A 17928-nucleotide genomic window follows, 5' to 3' on the forward strand; every position below is an offset into this window, starting at 1 on the left:
GCGCCCGGGGAGCAGCCCGGGATCCCTCGCCCCCGCTACCTGGCGGGCGATCGCAGGGAAGACGGCTCGTCCGCGGCCACCAGCGCCGTCCCGGGCCCGATGTGGAACGCGTTGCCCCGCCAGGCGACCCGGCGGCTCGAATACGCGTTCAGCCAGCAGAAGAACCAGCACAGCGTCCGGAGCGGCTCCACCGCCACCAGCGCCAGGTTGGAGCGCGCCGGGCGCAGCATCTTCAGGGCCAAAAAGGTCCCAAGGCTCTGGAGCGTCCAGGCGAACAGCCACATCTCCAGCACGAGGCCCGTCGGGTTGAGCAGCAACGTGAGCCACGCGATGAGCAGCGGCGAGTTGAACGGCTCCGCCGCGAAGCAGCGCGGGGCGAGCGTGCGCCGCATCTTCGCCCAGCGGGTGTGTCGATCCAGCATGCGCGTGAGCGAGCAGCTCGTGTTGCGGTTCTCGATCGGATCCAGGCAGAGATCGACGACGAACCCGCACGCGCTGAAGCGCTGTCCGAGCATGTCGTCCTCCGCCAGCACGTGGGCCACGCTCTCGAACCCTCCCACCCGTGCGAGGTCGACCCGCCGCATCGCCATCGATTTGCCCACGCTGATCGATCGCCCCGCGAGCTCGGCGGCGGCGACGACCCCGGGCGCGATGAACGCCCCGAGCTGCGCGTTCTCGACCACCGCGCCGAGCGTCCGCTCCCCCGTGCCCACGACGACGCTCGAGACGAGCCCCACGCCAGGCCGCATCAGGATCGACAGCAGCGAGCGGAGGTAGTCTGGGCGGACACACACGTTCGCGTCCGAGATGACGAGGACGCTGCCCTCGGCCCTGCGCTCGAGCTCGAGGAGCTGCGCCACCTTCGGGTTCAACGCCTCGCTCGGATCCGTCAGGCAGAGCCGCGCCTTCACCTCGGGGTGCGCCGCGATGAAGGCCTGGATCACCGGCACCGCCCGGTCTTCTCGCGAGGCGACGCCGAAGACGATCTCGTAACAGGGGTAATCGAGCCGGGCGAAGGACTCGAGGTTGTCGGCGAGCCCGTCGTCGACGCCCGCGACGGGCTTGAGGATGCTGACGAACGGGGTCGCCCCGCAGGGGCGCGACGCTTGGACCGGCGCCACGAGCCGGTGCCGCGCGATCCTCCAGAGGAAAAAGGTTTGAATCGTCGCGTAGATGATGGATGACAGCGCCGTCGGCGCGACCGTCGCCAGATCTCCCCAATCCATGGATGGCCATGCTGATCGAATCGCGTGGCGTCTCGATGGCCGGACCGCAAACCCAGCGCTGACTTTTCGCAACCGAGGCGTGACAGCCCCTCATCGCCCGCGACACACCGTGATGGCCGGCACGAACTCGGGGTGTTGCGCAGGATCCGTCGCCGGCACACGCGCGCCGAGGCCACGCGAGCCTATCGGCGCGGCCGGGCAGCGTCAGCTGATGCGGCCGATCAGCTCGCGCGTGATGTTCTTCTGGTGCGACTCGAGCGTGCCGCCGCCGATCTCGAGCAGCTTGGCGTCACGGAAGAACCGCTCCACCTTGTACTCGGTGCAGTAGCCCCAGCCGCCGAGCACCTGCATGGCGTTGTCGGCCACCTCCTTGCCCACCGGCGCGGCGAAGAGCTTCGCGGCGTCGGTCCCGAGCCGGTTTCTCCGCTCGGGGCTGACGTTGCGCGCCACCGCGTAGATGAGGGCGCGGGCGGCCTCGGTCTTGGCGTAGCTCTCCGCGATGTAGCGCTGGATCTGCCCGTGCTCGGCGATGGGCTTGCCGAAGCTCTTCCGCTCTCCGGCGTACTGGATCATGATCTCCAGACAGCGGTCCGCGATTCCCAGGCTCATGGCCGCGAGCGTGAGGCGCTCCAGCTCCAGGTTCCTCATCATGTTGCGGATGCCGCCCCCCTCCTGGCCCAGGACGTTCCAGGCGGGCACGACGCAGTCGTCGAAGAGGAGCTCGCTCATCGTGCTCCCCCGCATTCCCATCTTCGGGGTCTTCTCGTCGGTCGAGAACCCGGGGAACCCCCGCTCCACGACGAAGGTCGTGACCCGGCCCTCGATGGTCGCATAGACCAGGAAAATCTGGGCCTCCGGGGCGTTCGTGATGAGCGCTTTGCGCCCTTTCAGGATGTACCGGTCCCCGTCGCGCCGGGCGAACGTCTTCATCCCGAGGACGTCAGTCCCGCTCGTCGGCTCGGTCATGCCCATCGCGCCGATCCACTCGCCGGAGAGCACCTTCGGCAGGTACCGCGCGCGCTGCTCGTCATTGCCGGCGTGGAAGAGGTTGTTCACGAACAACATCGCGTGGGCGAGGTACGCGAGCGTGAACCCGGGGTCGCTCTTCGCGAGCTCGTGGTGGACGATCACCGCGGCGACCGCGTCCATGCCCGCGCCCCCGTACTCCGAGGGCACGGTCACGCCGAGCAAGCCGAGCTCGCCGAGCCGCCGCATCAGGGGAACGTTCAGGGTGGCGCTCCGGTCGTGCTCGTCGGCCTGCGGCTCGACGACCTCACGGGCGAAATCCCGCACCATCTGCCGCAGCATCCGGTGCTCTTCCGTCGGGTTTTCCAGATCGCTTGCCATTGCGGGGGATGACGCGCTCATCGCGGCCCAACGTAGCACGCGGGGCCGCGCGTCAGCGATGGAGTGGCACGCCGTTCGCCTCGCCCCTGGACGGACCCTCATCGAAAGGGGCACGAATGAGAAGCTGGACCGATGTGGTGCTCTGGAGCGTGGTGCTGGTCTCGCTGCTGACCTGGCTGCTCGCCGTGGTCGGTGTGCTGACCGTGCACCCGTGGACCCCCGCGCTCCTCGTGATCTCCGCCGCCTTCGCCCTGACCGGGATGCTACGGCAGGTGCCCGGGCGGCCGCGGCTCTGAGCCGGCGGGAGCGGCCGGGGCGCCCGGCGGCGCCTCCGTCGCGGTCGCCGGGGGCGAGGGCCCGTCCTGGCAGCACCGGACGCCGGTCGAGTAATCGAGGTAGCTCCTCGGGTGGGCCGTGATGAGGGCCTCGCAGCCTGCGCGGGTCGAGCGCGCGTAGAAGCCGCCGGCGAACGCTCCGCCCGGCTCGTTCACCCACTCATCGAGGTTGCCCACGAGATCGTAGACCGCGTCGCTGCCCCAGCGGCTCCTGCACCGCGGGCTCCCGCCCGTCTCCCGGAGCAGCGGCTCCCGGGCGCTGCGCACGCGGTTCAGCCGGGGATCCAGGTGGCCAATCGACGCATTGCCGTGGAGCAGCGCGGCGGGGTGCGCCGGCCGGTAGACATTGCACGCGCCCTCCTCGAACGTGTCGCCGTACGGGTACAGCGTGTCGTCCTCGCCGCGGCACGCCGTGACGAACTCCTCGACCGAGCAGAGCCGCTTGCCGGCCGCGGCGCAGGCGCTCTCGGCGACGAGGCCGGTCACGTAGCCGCTCGGCCGCACCCCGGACCGCGAGCGGGCAAGGGCGGCGATCGCGCGGCCGCGCTGCCAGGAGGCGAGCAGCGGCAGGGGGAAGGCGCGCGCGTGGACGTCGCCGATCCGCCGCAGTCCGGTCGACCAGTCGGCGAGGGTGAGCTCGAGCAGGTTCGGGGTCGACGGGTAGTCGGGCGAGAGCGCCTGTCCGGTGGCGCCGTCGACGAGCATCGCCTCGAAGCGATCGACGCAGAAGCGGCCGCCGTCGATGGCCACCATGTCCGCCGGACACGCGGGCGCGCCCGGCAGCGCGGCGGCGGGCGCCTCCGCGGGCTCTCGTGCGGCCGACCGCGCCGCGCCGGCGCTCGCGGGCGGCGCGGGGCGAGCGACGCGCGCGACGCCGGCTTCGGCCTGCGCGTCGAGGCCGCTCACGGCGCTCCCGAACCACCGCAGGCTGCCGTCGGAGGCCCAGACCGCATCACCCACCACGCAGGCGCCGGGCGCCACGAGCTCCGGGACGGTCACGAAGGCGCCGGGCGACGGGGCCGGGACCGCGCGCCGCGCGGGCTGCCCGTCGACGCAGAGCGCGCCGGTGTCGTCGGCCGGCCAGGGCTGCGACGCGAGCTCGGCGCCTTCGTCGTCGAGCCACACCACGTGGCGCCGGGCCGCGTCGCTGAGCAGCGCGCCGCCCTCGGGCAGGGCGACGAGCCGCACCGCGAGGTCGCCCTCGGCGATCGGCAGCGAGGTCGCGCGCGCCGCGCCGGGCCGGCCGAGCGCGTCGATCGAGAGCGCCACGACCACGCGCGGATCCGCGGCGCTCACGCCGGCGACGATGGCCCCGCCGCCGCGGCGCTCGCATGCATCGAACCCCGCGCGCACCGGCGACGGGATGGCGAGGGCGGGCGGCGCGCGGCCTCCGGCGTCGGGATCGGGCGCGCCGGGCGCGACGGGCGCGAGCCCGCCCTGAGCGCCGAGCCCGGTGAGCGCGCCCGAGGCGTCGATCCCGGTGATCTGGAGCCTGTCGCCGCGCACCTCGAGGAAGAGCCCGCGCTCGTGCCCGCCGACGAGCGCCGTGCTGTCCTCGTGCGCGCGCCCCCGCAGCGCGGGCACCACGAGCGGTCCGGGCAGGAGCCGCGCCACGTCCGTCCTCGCGAGCCACCAGGACGACCCGATGCGCGCGGCGCGCCGCCTGTCGGTGGGGCGCTCCGGCTCGCCGATCGGCGTCGCCGGCGCGCCGTCGACGGCGCCTGCCGGCGCTGCGCCGAGGCTCTCCGGCGCCGCCGCCGCGGTGACCAGGGCGCGCGCGTCGAGCCGGTGGAGCTGCCCCGCGGCGAAGGCGAGCCCCTCGCCGTCCGTCGCGAGCGCGCCCCACGCGATGCGCGCGCGCCGCGCCGGGAACGGGTCCGGCTCGCGGCGCGGCTGCCCGTCGGCGCGCGAGGCCGAGAAGAGCCCGCCGGAGATCGTCTGGAAGTACGCGCGATCTCCCGCCCACGCGGCGAGCCCCGGATCGTACCCCGGCTGCCCCGGGGCGCGCCGGGCGCCGCTCGCGGCGATGCGCTCGAGGGCGCCGATCTCGGCCGGCGTGACCGGGGTCGCGTCCGCGAGGCGCGCCGGATCCACGGAGCAGACCGCCCTGGGCGCGGCGCCGGCAACAAGCCGCTGGAGCGAGGGCGCGACGCGCGTCGCCTGGCAGGCCCCGTTGCGGCCGGTGACGTCGACGACCACGGCGCCTGCGCTCGCCGTCACGAGGCGCGGATCCTGGTGGCCACGCAGCGCGCCGTACTCGAGGTCGCCCTCGACCACGACGGCGCGCCGGCCCGGATCGAGCTTGCCGTCCTCGCCGAGCGAGGCGAAGGCGATCTGCGCGCTCCCGAGCCACGACGTGCTCGTCTTCTTCGAGCTCGCCGCGTAAAATAAGAGATCGATCGCGCCTGGTCGCCCGCCTGCGTCGATCAGCCCCATGCCGTCGAGCGGCGGCCGGAAGCGCAGCCCGGTGGGGGACGACGTGGCCGCGATCCCTTCGGACGGCGAGACCCAGCGGAGCCGCACCTCGACCTCGGGCAGCGGGTCCGGCCGCTTCGGCCGGGTCGCGGGGCGCGCGGTCTTCGTGGGCCGACCGTCGCGCCCGCGGTGCTCGCCGCGCTTTTTCCGCGTGGCCTTGCCGCTCGCGCCGGAGGTCTTTGCCGGCTGCTTCGGCTTCGCCACCGTCGCCTTGCGGCCGGGGGCCTTGCGCGCGGGCTTCGCCGCGGCGGAGCGCTCGCGCGCGGCGCGCTGGGCCGGCGTCGCGGCGCTCGCGCGCGGCGCGGTCTCGGCGAGCTCGAGCAGCGCGACGCGCTCGCCCACGGCGGCCATCGCGTGCGCTCGGACCGGGGCGCACGTGCGCGATGCAGCCGAGGCCTCGCCGGGGAGGATGGCCGTCACGCAGAGCTCGCCGCCCTGCGAGGTGAGCAGGGTGGTGGTCCCATCCGGGGAGGCGTGGGCGCCGGCGAGGTCCTCGTCGAGGAGCAGGTGCGGCGGTCCGAGCTCTCCGGTGGCAGCGTCGAGCCGCCTGACCCAGCCGGCGCGATCCGACGACAGCTTGGAGAGGAGCAGCACCGAGCGGCGGTCGAGCGACGGCTCGATCGTGAACGGGAGCGGCTGCACCGTCGCGGTGCCGAGCGGCGTGCGGCCGGGGGGAGCCACGCTCGCGAGGGCGGTCGTGGCGGCGCTGATCGAGGGCGCGCCCTCCGACGCGGGGGCCGGGGCCAGGCTTGTGTCGGGCGCGTGCGCCGCGGTGCCGGTCTGTGCGGGCGCGTCCCGCAGGGAGCCGCCGGAGCACGCGCCCGCGCCGCAGGCGAGCGGTACGAGCAGGACAGAGAGCACAGATCGGGGGGAGAGGGGGGATCGGGGACGACGCATCCTTCGCTCGCGCTCGGGTCTCCTTGTCCGCGTGGCCGCTCGAGGAGGCGGCCGAGCCTAGCGCGGGCACCGTCCGCACGCTCGCGGTTGGTTCGGAAATGGCAGAGAGGACGCCAAGAGGGGCGAGGTGCAGGGGAGATGGGGTCTAGTACAAAAAGGGTCTATCTGGAGCGGGCCGATGCGACAGGGAATGTTGTCGTGACCGAGCTCATCGCAGGTGAGAGCCCCGTCGTCCGAGTGGCCGAGACCTGGTTCCACCCTCAGGGGGGTGGTCAAAAATCCGATCGAGGCACCATCGGTCCGGCGCGCGTGCTGCGCGTGGCTCACAATGGCGGCATGGTGGACCACTTCGTCGACTCGCTCGCGGGCCTGTCCGTCGGCGGAACCTACGGCTTCGCAGTCGACTCCGCCTGGCGGAGGCTGAATTCGGTCTACCATTCGTCCGGGCACCTGATCGCCGGGTTGGTGGAAAGTCTTCAGCATGGATTGACCGCCGTGGCCGGTCATCAGTGGCCAGGAGAAGCGCGCGTCGAGTTCGAGGGTCAGGCGGAAGCTTCCAGCTTTGATGGGCTTGCCACAGAGCTCTCGAGACGCCTGGGAGAGCTCCTCTCGAAACCCGTCGAGGTCAAGGTGACGGGTGATCCGTACAGCTCGCGAGCGATCCAGATCGGGGACTTCCCTCCGATACCTTGCGGTGGAACCCACGTGCGAGCTCTGTCCGAGATCTCCGTTGTACGAGTCCTGAGCATCAAGAGGAAAGGGAGCCGCGTCCGCGTCGCTTATGACGCGCTACCTCCCTGATCCCTGAACATGAGCCGCTCGACGGACCGAAGCTTGTGGCGTGGGGTCGTGAATCTGTCGACCACCGGCCCGGGTCGTAGACGTCCCTCTGGCTTCGTCCGCAGGTCCAGGCTGCCCGGCCGTACCCGTGGTAGGCTTGCCCCGGATGTCCGACCCCTTCCCCAAGGATGCGTCGAAGCCCCCGACGTTCAAGCGGCTCCTGGTCGACGACTACGAGAAGGTCACCGACGCCAGGCTTCAAGAGGCGTGCAGCAGGCTCGGCGCCCGCGTGTGCCCCAAGGTCGGACTGAAGGAGGTGCTGCCTATCGAGGGTAGCGGCCTGCCATTCGAGCTCTTCCGTTATGCCCTCCAGGCCCACTTCGACTTCGTGGTTGTTGACCGCGCCAGCATCCCTCTCTTCGCGGTTGAGTTCGATGGCGCCTCTCACCGGTACGAGGAACAGAAGCGGCGGGACGTGAAGAAGAACGCGCTCTGCGAGCGGTTCCAGTTTCCCCTCCTACGTATCAACTCCCGGCACCTGACCAAGAAGTACCGCGGCATGGACCTGCTGAGCTGGTTCGTGGACGTCTGGTTTGCTGCCCAAGCGTTTGAGGATGCTCAAGAGAACGGGCTCGTTCCATGGGACGAGCCGTTTGAACCAGCTTTTTTCGTCACATGGTCGGATCACAAGCGACGATTCCCCTTATGGCTGACGGTCGACATTCAGCAGGAAATACGAGCGTTGTCGGAGGCCGGCAAGTGTCTTGACCCGGCTCCGAGTTTCATCATCGGAGCCGACTCTAAGAACAACTACCATGCCATCTGCTTTCTGGAGGTCACTCACGGTCGAGCGGTTTGCGTTACAACAGGCATGCGCAACCAAAGGTTTCCCGTATTGCTCGGCGATGCGCTGGAACAGATCGTGATCTTCGACATCTACCACGAGCTTCAGCGCGTGCTTTCCGGGGATGCTCGGCTCATCGACATGCGGCGAGTGGATCTGATGATCCGAACGTTCAGGACGACGTACGAGCTTCGGAGCTCGCATGGCGTCGGCAGAGCGTGCTCCTCGCGTTCCTGAACCGTCTGGCCCCTTGTCGACTGGCCCTGCCGACCTCTTGGCGATCTCGGAGCCGTCGAAGCCGCGGGCAATGCCGTGCTTGCTGATCCGAGATCCGCCTCCAGCGGCGGCCACACGGCAGCAGCCAGAATCCCAGTCTTCCCGACCGAGCCGCCCGAGAATCCTCGGTAGGCATGCAGCGCGATTGGGGCCGCGCCTCGGGGGTTCGGAAGGCCAGCGACGCCGGACTCCACCCGGCGGCGCGTGGGAGAACGCCCGGCGGGGTGCGGGGTGCGGCGGGGCGTGGGGGGACGCCCGCCGGCATGCAGCGGGGCGTGGGGGGACGCCGGCCGGCACGCTGCGGGGCGATCGCATAGCGCTACTCCTCGCATGCCCGCCGGCAGGCGACCGGTCATCCCACCCATCGCGCGAGGACGGCGCCGTTCGCCGGTCACCTCGCAACGCCGCTCCAGTCCCGATCCCAGGTGACATCTCCCTCAGGTTCGGGGGAAATGTCGCCGGTAGACCTCGTGCATTCTTTTTCGGCGCCGGCGCACGATTTCGCAACAATCCGGGAGGCCTTTCCGGAAATCATACGGATGACGACGGACGACGACGGATGACGGACGAGGGGGCTCCGCTCATGTCCGGCTCGCTCCTCGCCCGCGGCCGGATCCGGAGGATGATCCGCGTCGCGCTGTCGCTCGCCGCAGCGCATGTCCTGGCGGCGCCGATGGCGTTCGCGCAGGTCCCGCCGCGCGGCGCGCGTCTGTCCTACACGCGGGGGCCTGGCACGGAGGGGTGCCCCGAGGAGCCGAGCCTCCGGCAGATCGTCGCGAGCCAGCTCGGCGGGATCGACCCGTTCGTGGGCGACGGCGCGTGGCACATCGAGGTGATCATCCGGCGCAAGGGGCCGGCGTTCCACGGAGAGATCGCGCTTCACGACCGCGACGGCCGGGCGCTCGGCCGCCAGGAGCACTCGAGCGCGATCTGTGGCGTGCTCGTGGAGGACATCGGCCTCTCCCTCAGCGCGATCATGCGTCCGTTGCTGCCACCACGGCCTGCACCGGGGAGCGCTCCCACCTCGCCGCCGCCTGGGCCGCCGCCCCGGTCGGCGCCGAGGGACGCCGCTCCGCCGGTCTCGTCGGACGCGCCGCCGGAGGCGCCGGCCTCGAAGCCGCCCAACCCGGTCGCGGTGCCAGCCCGACCCGTTCCGCGCCCGAGGCCGCCGCCGGATCGCCCGCGCCTCCAGCTGGGCGCCGGGGTGCTGCTCGGCGCCGGCGTGGCGCCGTCGGTGGCGGTCGGGTTCTCGGGGTTCGCCGGCGCCCGCTGGGAGAGGTTCTCGCTCTCGCTGGAGGCCCGCGGGGATCTTCCGATCGACGGCGAGCCCTACCGCGGCTGGACCATCGCGGCGCTGAGCGGCTCGCTCGTTCCCTGCGGTCACGCGGACTGGTTCTTCGGCTGCGCTCTCGCCACTGCAGGCCGGGTGTGGCACGTCCGGGAGAGCACCGGCAGGGAGCGAGCGCTGCCCTACGCAGCGCTCGGGCTTCGTGCAGGGTTGCAGGTGCCGCTTTCGGCACGTCTCGCAGTGCAGCTCACCGGCGACCTCTCGATCAACACAATCCGGCCCTCCTATCGTTTGCCTCATGGAGAAGGGTGGAAGGCGGCGCCCATCTCGGAGGCGGTAGCACTCCGTCTGATCGCTTTCTTCTAAACCGCCATACGGTATGCGAAGCATCGGACGCGCCCGCGGAGCGATTCCCACGAGGCGGCCGCGAGCGCGCGCGGCGCGCGAGGGGTTGCAGGCGCGCTCGCCGCGGCCTGCAACCTCCTGGCGAGGCCGCTATTTCGCTCGGAACGAGCCGCTGACTCAGGCCGGTACGGCGCTGGTGCGATAACAACAGAACGTTGCCGCCGCAGTCGGCGCGATGCTGCCGACCGGCTCGCCGCCGAATGGTTCGCATCGTCCGGGATCGAGGCCGACGACGCTCACTGACTTGCTTCCGAGCGCTGTCCCGGAAGCGACGGTCCCGCAGCCGGAGGCCTCGGAGGTGATCACCTGGCCCGCGACGAACTGCGAGCACCCTTCGTCGCTGAACGCGGAGGCCAGGACGCTGCAGGTCGCTCCGGTGGGCTCCGTGCAGCCGCAAGGCGCGCAGCCGCGTGTGTCCTCAGCGCCGGCGTAGAAGACGTGCCGGTCCGGGTACGTGGCGGGGCAGTCCTGCTCTCCCTCGTGGTGGATGCACGTGAGAAACCCCTCCGGCGGTGCGGCGTCGCCGATCGGCGGTGCCGGCGTGCAGGTCGTGCCCGGATCCGCGCACGGGGGCGAAGCGTTTCCGGTACACGCGCGGGCAACGATCGCGAAGCTCCCCTCCGTCGCGGGCTCGTCGGGGTTCTCCGGCGCCTCCGCGACCCTCGGCGCGCAACCTGCGGAGACGACATGAGGCGCCTGGATAGCGAGCGACTGCACGCACGGGACGCCATCGCAGGTGCGTCCGGCCTCGACGGCATTCACTGAGGTGCAGGTTCCATCCCACCCATCCGGGGCAGCAAACGAGGTCGTGGGAGTCTCGGGGCCGCCACACGGGAAGCTGGCATAGGCCCTCCATTCCGTCGGCACCTCGCACGTCGCCTCGGGCGGGTCGCACGCGCAGGCGGGGCACTGGTGTGGGGCCGGTGCCGCGAAATCCGCGTAGCCCTCGTAGCCGACGATCGGCGCGGTCGCAGGGCAGCTCGGCACGCCGTCGGGGGAGCCGATCCAGAGCAGCGCGGGCTCGGACCACCCGAGCGGCTCCTTCGGCACGCACTGTCCTACGCAGACATCTGCCGGCGGGATCAGGTCGCCGAAATCGGACGCGATGGCGACGTCTGTGTCGTCCTCGGCCGGGCAGTCATCGCCGCCATCGCCGCACCCGCCAACTCCGCCGGCGTCGGGGGGATCGAGCACCTCACAAGGCGTTCCCTTGGGGCCTTGGTCCTCATCCCACGGGCACACGTACGAGGTCGGGTTCCCGCATCCGCCGGAGGCGAGCCCGAGCCCGAGCGTGCTCGCACAGCAAATCGCCACGATTTCACGCTGCCAACGTCGCGCCCGCGCCGCCATCGCCTCTCCTCTTGATTGCGGCGCCGTCGACAGCGCGCCGCAGTAAGCGCGGCCACGTTACCAGGGGACCCCAGGGCGTCGCCAGATCAATCCCGGGGCAGACCACCCCCGTTCGATCGCATTACGAAGAGCAAGGTACTTTTCTCATCTCTCGCCAGGCGACAGCCCACGTTGCCCTTCACGAGGGCTCGACCTTACCCGTCGTGCGCCCGTCCCCGCCAGCCGCGAGAACGAACGTTCCGGCGCCGACGGTCACGCGGGCCCGTCGATTGTGCAGCGAGAAGCGGGGCAGTCCCGGAAACCGCTCCGATGAAGACCCCATTGCCGACCCCTCCCCGGCGGGAGGGCCGCCGCCTGTCCTCCGATGCGCCGGGATCCCGGGCGCGCCGCCGCGCACGTAGCGCGCCGAACGAGGCGCTCCACCCGGTGGTCTCGCCCTCGATCGAGGCCCTCTGGGCCGAGCGGCCGTTCGTCGCCCTCCTGCTCCGCGCCCTCCACGTTCCCGCCCGCGACCGAGAGGATCTCCTCCAGACGGTGCTCCTCGGCGCCTGGGAAGCCATCCGGGCGCGGAGGTACCGCCCGGACCCGCGGCGGCACCCGCGCGCGGCGCTGCGCGCATGGTTGCACGGCGTCATCTGGCGCCAGGTGTCCCATTACCGGGAGAGTGCCTATGTCCGCTGCGAGATCCTGTGCAGCGCGCCCCTCTCGCCCGCCGGCCAGCCGCCTGTCGAGATCGAGAGAGAGCTCCTTGCCCGCGCCGCGCTCCGCGAGGTCGCCGCGCTCCCCGTGGGTCATCGCGAGGTCCTCCTCGCTGCTGCCGGGCGCCTGAGCCTCGTCGCCTGGGCACGAGCGCGCCACATGAACCCGAATTCCGCTGCCAGCCGGCTGCGTCGCGCCAGGAGGGCGCTGGCCGAGAAGCTCGCCTCGCCGAGGCTGCCGTTCGGTGCCGGCGCTGTTCGGTGACGCCAGCGCCGGGGTGCCGGCGCCGTTCGGTGCCCGCTCGGTCGGTCGCGTCGAGCCCGTGTACGATTTCGCAACGATCCGGGCGGTCTCGCCGGATTACCTGTCCATGAAAGAGCCTCGAGCGCGCCCAGCGTCCCTTCCTTCGCCCGACCCGGCGCCTCCGCCTGCACCTGCCCCGGACGCGGCGCCTGCGCCCGCCCTGGCGACGACGCCTGTACCCGACCCAGAGCCCGCTGCCGGACCCAATAGGGATCCTGTGCCCGCCATCGGCTCGCCGCCGCGGCCCTCGTTCGAGGAGGTCTATCAGACCTTGCTCCCCTACGTCCTCGTGGTGCTCTGGCGGCTCGGTGTTGCGTCTCGAGATCTTCACGATGTCGCTCATGAGGTGTTTCTCGTCGTTCACCGGCGCCTCGAGGACCACGATCCTCGCCTGTCGCTCAAACCGTGGGTCGCGGGCATCAGCGCGCATGTCGCCCTTCGCCACCGGGCGCTCGCCCGGAACCAGCGGGAGCTGCTCGCGCTCGACGATTCCGAGCCCATCGAGCTCGCGGACCCCGGGCTCGACGCGGAGCGCCGGGTCGCACAGGCCGAGACCCAGCGTATCGTCCGCGAGCTCATCCAGCGCATCGAGCGGGAGCGACGAGCGGTGTTCGTGCTGTACGACCTCGAGGGGAGCGACATGCGCGACATCGCGCAGGCCCTCCAGATCCCCGTGAACACCGCATGGGATCGGCTGAGGCGCGCCCGCAGCGAGTTCACGGCCGCGGTCAAACGGCTCTCCGCGCGGGACCCGGATGCGCTCGGTATTCACCGCCTGCGCTTCGCTTTGATGCCGTTCGCCCTGGCCGACAGACCCCTGCTGCTCGACGCAGGCGGGGTCCGGCTCGGCCTCTCGCAGGACCTCGCCGGGCCGCTCTGGGCGCGGCTCCAGCTGTCGCTCGCTTCGACAGGAGGGCTGGCCCGCGGCGCGGACTGCCTCGCCGGCGCCCCTGCAGCACAGCCCGATGCAGGCGCCACGTCGTCCCACCGGCGCCGCCCCGGGAACGCGGTGGAGGCCGCCGGTGCCACCGGGGAGAAGCGCACGCCGCCGATCGTCACGATTGCGCGATCCAGGCTCATCAAGGCGGGGGCGACGCTGTTCCTCGGGGGCGCCGGGGCGGGCGCCGGCCTGGTCTATGCCATGCTCCCGCCGCCGGCTGCGGCGTCGGTGATGTCCGTCCGCGCCGAGGCCGACGGCGCCGCGCCCGAGCGAGCAGAGCGCGCCGGGGCCGGGCGCGGCGGGGGCGCCGCGGACGGGCGCGCCGTGGCCGCGACCGTCGGGAACGCTGGATCCCCGGCGGCTGTCGACATCGCGGCAGCAGGGCCGTCGCGCGCCCCCTCCCGCAAGGCGGCTCCGCCCAGCGAGCGCGACACGAGCGAGGAGAGCGCGTTGCTTAGCAGCGCCGGAATTGCGCTCAGCGAAGGGAAGGCGACAGAGGCGCTCGACGTGCTGGCCCTGCACGAGCGGAGTTACCCGCGCAGCCCGAGAGTCCAGCTGCGCGAGGCGCTGGCTATCCAGGCCCTCGTCCAAGCCGGGCGGCGCGCCGACGCCCGCGCGCGAGCTGGGCGGTTTCGCGCGGCGTTCCCTCACGCGGTGTTTCTCCCCGCCATCGAGGCGGCTATAAACAGCCCGTGAGGGCCCAGGCACGGAGCCGCGCCAGCGCCAGGAGGAGCTCTGACACCGCGATGAGCGCCATCCAGCGGAGTAGGACGATATCATGACGCAGGCGCTGGAGGTGCTGATGCTCCTTCTCGGGCTGTCCATCCTCGGCGTGGCCCTGCTTGGCGTTCGTGCCCTGCTGCAGCGCCGGTGGGATCGCGGGAGGACGCTCTGCCTCATCGCTGTGGCGGGAGGCATCGGGTGCGGCGTGTTGCCCTTCGTGCTCGCGTCGGGCATCGCGTCGAGCAGCGCGGATCCTGCGGCCAAGGCCCGGCTCCTGGCGGAAACCGTCGCACGGTTGATGAACTGCGGGGCGGCGGGGCTCTTCGCGCTCCCGATCGGGGGCGTCGGTGCGCTGGTCAGCCTCGTCGGCGCGCGGAGATCGCGCCGCTGAGCAGCCGAGAGGGGCCGGTGAGCTCCGACCCTCCGCGAGCGGGCGCACGGCTTCGTCGGGTCCGCTCGCGAGGGAGAACTCCGGTCGGGCTGTCCGCCGCGGCGCCCAAACGGGAGGGCGCCGCCGGCCGGACCCGAGGCCGTGCAGGTGGTGCTCGACCGTCCGCGGGGCGCGGGCTAGCCTGTACCTATCCACGATGAGCAAGAAGCTGGACGACGAGTTGGCCCAGGCGCTGTCTCTCGCAGAGCAGCAGGATACGCCCGCGGTGGTGAAGCCGGCCGCGGCGAGCCCGGCGCCCAAGGCGCGCCCGTCGCGCAGCCTCGGCCTGCTGGCGACGCTGCTCGTCATGGTGGGCGCGCTCGTCGCCCTGTTCCTCGTCGGCTTCAAGGAAGCGGCCGTCTACGCGACGCCGGTCGACCAGCTGCTCGCGTCGAAGGACAAGCTCGCCGGCCGCAAGGTCCGGGTCGAGGGCGAGCTCGTGCCCGGCACGCTGGTCAAGCGCGATTCGCCCTGCGAGTACCGCTTCCAGATCCACGGCACGCAGGCGCCGCTGCCCGTGCGCTACGCCCAGTGCGTCATCCCCGACACCTTCCGCGACGTCCCGAGCGGCGGCGTGCAGGTGACCGTCGAGGGCACGCTCTCGCAGGGCGGCGACTTCGAGGCGAGCCTCGTGATGGCCAAGTGCACCTCGAAGTACGATCCCAACTCGCACGAGATGAAGGGCGGCGCCCAGCCCGGCGAGGGCCCGCTCTCCCTCAAGTGAGCGAACGCGCCCGCCCGCGCGCGGCGCAGCGCCGGCGGGCCGGGTAGCGCTCGTCTTCCCCCGCGCATCCCTCCACACTGCGGCGATGATCTCCCGTGACCGCCGGTTGCTGAGCCCCGTCGGCGACGGACGCAGCTCGCCCGTGCCGGGCGATCCGCCCTCGGGCCGCTCCGGCGGCGGCGCGTCGAAGCCGATCGGCCCCATCCTGACGGCGCAGCACGCGCTCACCCTCCTGCCCGGCATGGAGGCGGTGCTGGGCTCGATCTTCCGCGACGTCGAGCGCGCAGCGCGGCGCGTCGACATCGAGACGTACATCTACCGCGACGACCTGCTCGGGAGCGCGTTCGCCGACGTCATGGGGCGGGCCGCGGCGCGCGGCGTGCGCGCGCGGCTCCTCTACGATCCGCTCGGGTCGCACGAGACCGACGCCCCGTTCTTCGACGAGCTCCGGCGCCGCGACATCGAGGTCCGCGCCTACCGTCCCATGGCGCCCGGGCTCGGCCGCGGCGGGCTCCTGCCGCGGGATCACTCGCGCGTCATCGTGATCGACGAGCACGCCTACACCGGCGGCGCCGCGTGGGGAGACGAGTGGCTCCCGGAGCGGCGCGGGGGCAAGGGGTGGCACGACGTCTGTATGCGCCTCGAGGGCCCCTGCGTCGAAGATTTCGCCTTCCTCTTCGAGCAGCGCTGGCGCGAGGCCGACGGCGGATCCGAAGGGGTGCGCGACTACGCGACGGGGCGCAGGTACCCGGATCTCGAGCTCGTCGCGGACACGCCGGACGACAACGCGCGCGTCTATGCCCGCTACCGCGAGGCGATCCGGCGATCGCGGGAGCGCATCTGGATCGAGAACGCCTATTTCTTCCCGCCCGCCGGGATGCTCAAGGATCTCGTCGACGCGGCCGCGCGCGGCGTCGACGTCCAGATCATCCTCCCCGGCGAGACCGATCTGCCGATCATCAAGCGCGCCGCGCGCGCCGAGCACGCCGCGTGGCTCGATCGCGGCTTCACGATCTTCGAGTACCAGCGGGATGTCCTGCACTCGAAGTTCGCGCTGGTCGACGGCGACTGGTGCACGATAGGCACGTTCAACGCGAACCCGAGCAGCCTGAGCGCCGTCAACGAGGTGAATCTCTTCGTGTTCGATCCGGCGTTCGTCGCGCAGGTGGCGGATCTGTTCTCGCGGGACAGGGCGGACTCGCGGCCGGTGACCCGGGGCACGCTCGCGGCGCGGTCGCTCCGGGGCAAGGCCGCGGACTGGCTCGCTCACGGGGCCTTGAGCCTCCTCGACAAGCTGGTTAAGACATCCCCGGACTGACGCCCGAGGAGGAGGCATTTGAGCCACGATCGCGATCTCGTCGTCCTGACGCAGAACATCTGGGGGGGAGTCGCCCTCTGGGAGCGGCGCCGGACGATGCTTGCCAGGCTCATCGGCGATCTGCGCCCTGGCCTCCTCGGGCTCCAGGAGGTGCACGCGCCGGCGGCGAGCGGCGACCTCGGCCAGGCCGGGGAGCTCTCGCGGCTCGCCGGCGGATACCGGGCCTGGTTCGCGCCGGGCAGGGTCGCCGCGAGCGGCGAGTGCGAGGGGGTCGCGCTGCTCTGCCGGGAGGACATCGAGGTGCTCGATCACTCCGTGGAGGCGCTCACGCTCGATCGCGACGACCCGTTCGAGCGCGACAGCCAGCGCGTCGTCCTGCGCGCCGCGATCCGGCACGCCGGCGCGGTGGTCGACGTGCTCGTCACGCACCTCTCGCTGTCGAAGCGCGCGCGGGCGCGCACCGTGCGCGAGCTCGTGAGCTTCGCCGCGCGCGAGCGCCAGAAGTCGGGGAGCCACGGCGCCGTGCTGATGGGCGACTTCAACGCGCTCCCCAGCGAAGAGGCGGTCTGTTATCTCCAGGCGAGCGCCGGAAACGGCTCCTGGCTCGACGCCTGGACGCAGGCGCACCCCGGCACGGCGGGCGGCACCTGGCCCGCGGGCCTGCCGCTGCGTCGCATCGATTATGTCTTCGTTCAACCGGGCGAGGGGTGGGCGATCACGCGCTGCGAGCGGGCGCCGTTCTCCGGCTCGGATCACCTCGGCGTGGCCGCCTGGCTGCGGCTCGGGGCCTGAAGGGCGGGGCCCCGCTCGCCCGGATCTCCAGCAGATCTCGAGGGATGAGGCATTCGGGCGCAAACTGTACCCGCTGCGGCGGACCGGGTAGGCTGGCGGCACATGAGCAGGCTGCTGATCTTGGGGGCGACCGGGGGCACGGGCGCCGCGTTGATCCGTCAGGCGCTGGAGGCTGGACACGAGGTCTCGGCATTCGCGCGCACGCCCGCCACCATCCCTGTCCCGCACCATGAGCGGCTGCGCGCGCTCCGCGGCGACATCATGGATGCCGAGCAGGTGTCGCGCGCCGTGTCCGGCCACGACGCCGTCCTCTCGGCCCTGGGGTCGCGCGGCCTGGGCCCGACGCGCGTCTACTCGGACGGCATCGTCCACGTCCTGCGCGCGATGAAGGAGCATGGCGTCCGCCGCCTGATCGCCGTCACCGCCGCGGGCATCGGCGAGGAGCAGCAGCCTGCGCTCTGGTTCCGGCTCCTGGTCAAGCCGATGCTCCGCAACAGGTATTCCGACATGCTGCGCATGGAAGAGGCCCTCCGCCGGAGCGATGTGGCCTGGACCGTCGTGCGCGTCCCCAAGCTCACCGACGGGCGGCTCACCAAGGAGTGCCGCGCCGAAGTCGACCCCTCGCCGCCGGAGGGCTACCTCTTTGGCGGTCCCACGATCTCGCGCGAGGATCTGGCGTATTTCATGCTCTCCCAGCTGGAGAGCGAAGAGTACCTCCGCAAGGCGATCGTCGTGACGTACTGAGGGCGCGGCGCGCTCGTCCTCTCTTGACGCAG

15 protein-coding genes are annotated in these 17928 nt (G+C 71.9%); 11 read left to right on the forward strand and 4 right to left on the reverse strand.

Annotated features, from left to right (window positions below; genetic code table 11):
• Nucleotides 1-35: 35 nt before the first annotated feature.
• Entirely contained in the window at nt 36-1226 is a 1191-nt protein-coding gene (locus tag WME95_RS50345; RefSeq protein WP_437906281.1) for a glycosyltransferase, read from the reverse strand.
• Nucleotides 1227-1430: 204 nt separating this feature from the next.
• Nucleotides 1431-2573: an acyl-CoA dehydrogenase family protein gene (locus WME95_RS50350; protein ID WP_437548239.1), complete on the reverse strand. Its 1143-nt coding sequence runs from the start codon at nt 2571-2573 to the stop codon at nt 1431-1433.
• A 116-nt stretch (nt 2574-2689) separates the two neighbouring features.
• Here WME95_RS50350 and WME95_RS50355 point away from each other — a divergent pair, with 116 nt between their 5' ends.
• The gene (locus WME95_RS50355) at nt 2690-2869 is read left to right on the forward strand and encodes a hypothetical protein (RefSeq protein ID WP_437906282.1); all 180 of its coding nucleotides are present in this window, start codon (nt 2690-2692) and stop codon (nt 2867-2869) included.
• Here WME95_RS50355 and WME95_RS50360 read toward each other — a convergent pair.
• On the reverse strand, nt 2837-6244 hold the full coding sequence (locus WME95_RS50360) for a hypothetical protein (RefSeq protein WP_437906283.1): 3408 nt from the start codon (nt 6242-6244) through the stop codon (nt 2837-2839). The genes WME95_RS50355 and WME95_RS50360 overlap by 33 nt on opposite strands.
• 234 nt (nt 6245-6478) lie before the next feature.
• Between WME95_RS50360 and WME95_RS50365 the strand changes: the two genes are divergently transcribed.
• The 3 genes from WME95_RS50365 to WME95_RS50375 all read left to right on the forward strand — a co-directional run bounded on the left by WME95_RS50365 (nt 6479) and on the right by WME95_RS50375 (nt 9834).
• Entirely contained in the window at nt 6479-7081 is a 603-nt protein-coding gene (locus WME95_RS50365) for an alanyl-tRNA editing protein (RefSeq protein WP_437906284.1), read from the forward strand.
• 145 nt (nt 7082-7226) lie between these two features.
• A complete protein-coding gene (locus WME95_RS50370; RefSeq protein WP_437906285.1) occupies nt 7227-8141 on the forward strand; it encodes a DUF2726 domain-containing protein in 915 nt (304 codons plus the stop codon).
• Between the two features lie 622 nt (nt 8142-8763).
• Nucleotides 8764-9834, forward strand: coding sequence for a hypothetical protein (locus WME95_RS50375; RefSeq protein WP_437906286.1), 1071 nt, complete (start codon nt 8764-8766; stop codon nt 9832-9834).
• A gap of 156 nt (nt 9835-9990) precedes the next feature.
• On the opposite strand, the gene WME95_RS50380 is transcribed toward WME95_RS50375, so the two are convergent.
• Complete coding sequence (locus WME95_RS50380; protein ID WP_437906287.1) at nt 9991-11187, reverse strand: hypothetical protein; 1197 nt, start codon at nt 11185-11187, stop codon at nt 9991-9993.
• A gap of 462 nt (nt 11188-11649) precedes the next feature.
• On the opposite strand from WME95_RS50380, the gene WME95_RS50385 reads away from it, so the two are divergent.
• From WME95_RS50385 to WME95_RS50415, 7 genes are all read left to right on the forward strand, one after another.
• Nucleotides 11650-12186 (forward strand): sigma-70 family RNA polymerase sigma factor, encoded by a 537-nt coding sequence (locus WME95_RS50385; RefSeq protein WP_437906288.1) that lies wholly within the window; start codon nt 11650-11652, stop codon nt 12184-12186.
• Nucleotides 12187-12442: 256 nt separating this feature from the next.
• The gene (locus tag WME95_RS50390) at nt 12443-13861 is read left to right on the forward strand and encodes an RNA polymerase sigma factor (protein WP_437906289.1); all 1419 of its coding nucleotides are present in this window, start codon (nt 12443-12445) and stop codon (nt 13859-13861) included.
• Between the two features lie 82 nt (nt 13862-13943).
• Nucleotides 13944-14279: a hypothetical protein gene (locus WME95_RS50395; protein ID WP_437906290.1), complete on the forward strand. Its 336-nt coding sequence runs from the start codon at nt 13944-13946 to the stop codon at nt 14277-14279.
• A 196-nt stretch (nt 14280-14475) separates the two neighbouring features.
• Nucleotides 14476-15042, forward strand: coding sequence for a cytochrome c maturation protein CcmE (locus WME95_RS50400; RefSeq protein WP_437906291.1), 567 nt, complete (start codon nt 14476-14478; stop codon nt 15040-15042).
• Between the two features lie 85 nt (nt 15043-15127).
• A complete protein-coding gene (locus tag WME95_RS50405; RefSeq protein ID WP_437906292.1) occupies nt 15128-16360 on the forward strand; it encodes a phospholipase D-like domain-containing protein in 1233 nt (410 codons plus the stop codon).
• A gap of 18 nt (nt 16361-16378) precedes the next feature.
• Nucleotides 16379-17152 carry an endonuclease/exonuclease/phosphatase family protein gene (locus WME95_RS50410; RefSeq protein ID WP_437906293.1) on the forward strand — a complete coding sequence of 258 codons (774 nt, stop codon included), beginning with the start codon at nt 16379-16381 and terminating at the stop codon, nt 17150-17152.
• Between the two features lie 102 nt (nt 17153-17254).
• Nucleotides 17255-17896, forward strand: a complete 642-nt coding sequence (locus WME95_RS50415; RefSeq protein ID WP_437548267.1) for an NAD(P)-dependent oxidoreductase — start codon at nt 17255-17257, stop codon at nt 17894-17896.
• Nucleotides 17897-17928: the final 32 nt, after the last annotated feature.

It is taken from the genome of Sorangium sp. So ce327 (assembly GCF_051530205.1).
GTDB classification, from domain to species: Bacteria; Myxococcota_A; Polyangia; order Polyangiales; family Polyangiaceae; genus Sorangium; species Sorangium cellulosum_B.